Here is a 4020-nt window from a genome sequence, read left to right as displayed (position 1 = left end):
TTAATCTTTTTTATTAATTCTTTCTAAATTTTTCACCGTATTGTATAATGCCAAAGCCATAGCGAGAAAACCTACTCCTACTGTAAGTAGATTATTTTCCATCTCATAATAATCATTAAGCTTCTTTCCTCCCCAAAATCCCAAACCCATTGTAGCCAACATCTGAAAAACTACTCCTGAGTAAACAGCATAACTTCTGAATCCACTTTTAGCGAATTCTTCATCACTTTGTTTCTTATCTTTGTCCTCGTTTTTCATCGGAATTTTTTGCAAAACTACTTAATAAATAAGAAGGTTGAATATACCTTTTTCAAAATTCCTTAAAAATCATTATTTTTGCAATCCTAAAATCAAATTATGTTCAATAGTTTACAAGATAAATTAGATCAGGCATTACACAACCTCAAAGGTCGCGGAAAGATTACAGAAATCAACGTTGCAGAAACGGTGAAGGAAATCAGACGTGCTTTGGTTGATGCTGATGTTAACTACAAAATTGCAAAAGACCTTACCAAGAGAGTCCAAGATAAAGCCATTGGTGAAAATGTATTAACAAGCCTTACTCCAGGACAATTGATGACCAAAATCGTTCACGATGAATTGGTTGATTTAATGGGTGGTACACATGAAGGAATTAACCTTTCTGGTAAACCTTCTGTTATACTAATTGCTGGTTTGCAAGGTTCTGGTAAGACTACATTTTCTGGTAAATTAGCGCATTATCTAAAACAAAAAAGAAACAAAAAGCCTCTTTTGGTTGCTTGTGACGTTTATCGTCCCGCTGCTGTTGATCAGTTGAAAATATTAGGAGAGCAAGTTAATGTTCCAGTTTATTCTGAAGAGGGTGCAACCAATCCTTCTGCTATTGCTGAAAATGCAGTGAAATATGCCAAAGAAAATAATTTCGATACCGTAATTGTCGATACCGCTGGTCGTCTAGCAGTTGATGAACAGATGATGAACGAGATTAAGTCTGTTCATTATTTCATCAAGCCTCAAGAAACGCTTTTCGTGGTGGACTCTATGACTGGTCAAGATGCTGTGAATACGGCAAAAGCCTTCAATGATGCGCTTAATTTTGACGGGGTTGTTTTGACCAAATTAGATGGTGATACCAGAGGTGGTGCTGCTTTAACAATTCGCTCTGTTGTTGAAAAGCCAATCAAATTTATCTCCACCGGAGAAAAAATGGAAGCTTTGGATATCTTCTATCCAGAAAGGATGGCAGACCGTATCTTAGGAATGGGAGACGTTGTATCTTTGGTAGAAAGAGCTCAAGAGCAATTTGATGAAGAGGAAGCATTAAGAATCCAAAAGCAGATCGCTAAAAACGAATTTGGTTTTGATGATTTCTTGAAGCAAATTCAGCAGATTAAGAAGATGGGTAACATGAAGGATTTGATGGGAATGGTTCCGGGAATGGGGAAAGCAATTAAAGACGTTGACATCAGCGATGACGCCTTCAAACACGTTGAAGCAATCATCCACTCCATGACACCACAAGAAAGAAGAAAACCTTCTATCATTAATACTCAAAGAAAAACCAGAATTGCGAAAGGTTCTGGTAGAAAAATTGAAGACGTCAATGCGCTGATGAAACAGTTTGAGCAGATGGGTAAAATGATGAAGATGATGCAAGGACCTCAAGGAAAACAGTTAATGCAGATGATGAGCAAAGGAATGCCAAAAATGCCAGGAATGGGCGGTAACCTTTTCGGAAGATAGAAGTTTACAACTTTCTTTACAATACAAAAGCCACTTCGTACGAAGTGGCTTTTCATTTATTAATAATTTATAGATTATTTCCCAATCATGTAAGTAATTCCAAGATTAACTGAACCGTAATTTGTTCTGCTACTTCCAAGATACCATCCTCCATAATAATAGTCAGGACCATCTTTAGTTACACCAGTATAACTAAGTGTCGCAGCAGTTTTACTGTTGAAGTAATAAGACGCTCTTGGTACATAGTAGAATCCTCCACCATCATCATAGTCAGAAAAAGCGAAAGCATATCCAAGATCCAATCCAAGACCAAACTTATCCGCGATTTTATACTCTGCTGTCGCAGCCAGAGGAACCATGCTCATTGTTGGAACATCATATCCATAATACTCCTTCCCTAACCAAGCTTGATAACCTGTAGCTACACCAACACTCAATTTTTCAGCAACAGGAAATAGGTAAGCTGCGTCAACTCCAAATTTGAAGCTATAAGAATCAGAAGCATCAACAACTGGTAAACCAAAGTGAGCTCCAATCTTAAAACCAGATTGAGCATTCATTACTCCAAATAGTGCTAAAGCACCAACCAAAAATAGTTTTTTCATAATTAAATTGTTTATTTATTGCCATTAAGACAATTGGTTAAATTAATTTTTTACGTAGCAAATATATGAAAATCAAAATTTAGATTACAAAGTGAATAATGAACAAAAAAAAGCATTTCAAAATGATTTGAAATGCCTTTTAGAGTTTGATTTAATACTCTGTTTTATTAGAATACATATTTAACTCCGAATTTAACTCCGCTCAATAAACCGGAGTTAAGACCGATTTCGAAGTCATTATAATCTTCACCATCTTTGTAGCTTGTTCCACTCCAACCTAACAACCCAAACTGAGTTTCAATTGTCCAATGCGGAGAAAGAAAATAATCAAGGCCTGGCGCTAATTGGATTCCGTAACTTGTGTACTTCGTTTCATAATTAGAAGCTGATGTATTTTTTCCAAATGTTAATGGAACAGATGCCTGTCCGAAAATGAAAAGCTTATCAGAAACTCCCCAATATTTTCTTACAAGAGGCTGAACAACAAACGCACCTGTTGCTTCGTCAGAATCTTTAACACTAGATCCAACATAACCAAATGCTGCTCCTACCGCTGTAGTCGGCGCAATGAAAGTACCCACAGCAGGCAAAACACTATAATTACTTACAGTATTATTGTCTGAAGAATTATACCCTGCCTGTCCCATTACAAACCATTTTCCTTTGAATCCTGCAGATTTTTCTTGTGCACTAACGTTAGCTCCTAAAATAATCATAGAAGCGATTAACAATAATTTTTTCATGTCTTTTATTAATTTAAAATTTCTGCTGTAAAAGTAAAATAAGTCTCAATACTAGCTTAATACTTAAGAATGACATTTATCATTATTCTATCAAAATCTCAATTCATAAAAATCCCACTCTTTTGAGGACAAAAAGTGGTAAAAGCAATTTTTACGAGTTCACCCTAAAAAAAATCCTGAGAAAATTCTCAGGATTAATATTAATAAATAAATGCTTATTATTTACCCAACTTGAAGTTTTTAGAAATACCGATGTTAACAGTTTTACCAAAATTAACGTTGAAAGAACTTGTTTTATCTCCAGAACCGTCAGCTTTTGATCCTTCGTAACCAATACCTCCGATGTTGAAATTCAATCCGAAAGAATTTTTGAAGTTGATAAATAAGTTTGGAGTAAATCCAACACCAAAACCATTATACTTAGCTTCATTTGAAGTTGTTACAGAACCAACAGTTGCACTACCAGTTTCTTTTCCATTGAATGCATAAAGATCCAAATCACCGTACACTGCAAATGCTCCACCTAGAGGTTTAGCATATCTTCCGAAAACGCCATATTGGAAATCATTGTATTTAGTCTCAGTTGCATAATAAACATTAGAAGAAGTATAATCATTAGTACTTTTTCCATTATTAAAACCAAATCTAACACCTGCAGTCATGTTATCAGAAAACTGGTAACCGATTGTTGGATTAAAAGAAAATTCATTTGTTTTAGTTTCTGCGTTAGACGTACCAGAAGTATCCTTTGTAGTAGTATAAGAAATATCACCACCAACTAACAAGGTGTTTTTTTGAGCATTCATTGCTCCGACAAGTGCTAAAGCACCAACTAAAAATAATTTTTTCATGTTTTTTTGTTTAAAATTTTGAAGGCGCAAAAGTAAACCTTCTTCCAATGTTAACCCAATGTTAATACATGATATTTGTCATGTGAAAATATTTGA

General features: G+C 35.0%; 5 protein-coding genes. 1 reads left to right on the top strand and 4 read right to left on the bottom strand.

Going from position 1 to position 4020, the window contains the following annotated elements:
• Positions 1 to 258, bottom strand: a complete 258-nt coding sequence (locus AC4AGG_RS15595; protein WP_489772943.1) for an AtpZ/AtpI family protein — start codon at positions 256 to 258, stop codon at positions 1 to 3.
• 99 nt (positions 259 to 357) lie between these two features.
• Here AC4AGG_RS15595 and ffh point away from each other — a divergent pair, with 99 nt between their 5' ends.
• The gene (gene ffh, locus AC4AGG_RS15590) at positions 358 to 1725 is read left to right on the top strand and encodes a signal recognition particle protein (RefSeq protein WP_489772942.1); all 1368 of its coding nucleotides are present in this window, start codon (positions 358 to 360) and stop codon (positions 1723 to 1725) included.
• Between the two features lie 74 nt (positions 1726 to 1799).
• On the opposite strand, the gene AC4AGG_RS15585 is transcribed toward ffh, so the two are convergent.
• The 3 genes from AC4AGG_RS15585 to AC4AGG_RS15575 all read right to left on the bottom strand — a co-directional run bounded on the left by AC4AGG_RS15585 (position 1800) and on the right by AC4AGG_RS15575 (position 3924).
• A complete protein-coding gene (locus tag AC4AGG_RS15585; RefSeq protein ID WP_489772941.1) occupies positions 1800 to 2330 on the bottom strand; it encodes a hypothetical protein in 531 nt (176 codons plus the stop codon).
• Positions 2331 to 2497: 167 nt separating this feature from the next.
• Positions 2498 to 3073 carry an outer membrane beta-barrel protein gene (locus AC4AGG_RS15580; RefSeq protein ID WP_489772940.1) on the bottom strand — a complete coding sequence of 192 codons (576 nt, stop codon included), beginning with the start codon at positions 3071 to 3073 and terminating at the stop codon, positions 2498 to 2500.
• A 218-nt stretch (positions 3074 to 3291) separates the two neighbouring features.
• Entirely contained in the window at positions 3292 to 3924 is a 633-nt protein-coding gene (locus AC4AGG_RS15575; protein WP_489772939.1) for an outer membrane beta-barrel protein, read from the bottom strand.
• Positions 3925 to 4020 lie beyond the last annotated feature (96 nt).

This window comes from Chryseobacterium sp. CG10_8 (assembly GCF_058117085.1).
The sequence above is the reverse complement of the archived record's forward strand: the minus strand, read 5'-3'. Positions and strand labels throughout refer to the sequence as shown.

Coding starts and splice junctions, on each gene's coding strand:
- AC4AGG_RS15595 (WP_489772943.1), bottom strand. CDS start 258: ATGAAAAACGAGGACAAAGATAAGAAACAAAGTGATGAAGAATTCGCT.
- ffh (WP_489772942.1), top strand. CDS start 358: ATGTTCAATAGTTTACAAGATAAATTAGATCAGGCATTACACAACCTC.
- AC4AGG_RS15585 (WP_489772941.1), bottom strand. CDS start 2,330: ATGAAAAAACTATTTTTGGTTGGTGCTTTAGCACTATTTGGAGTAATG.
- AC4AGG_RS15580 (WP_489772940.1), bottom strand. CDS start 3,073: ATGAAAAAATTATTGTTAATCGCTTCTATGATTATTTTAGGAGCTAAC.
- AC4AGG_RS15575 (WP_489772939.1), bottom strand. CDS start 3,924: ATGAAAAAATTATTTTTAGTTGGTGCTTTAGCACTTGTCGGAGCAATG.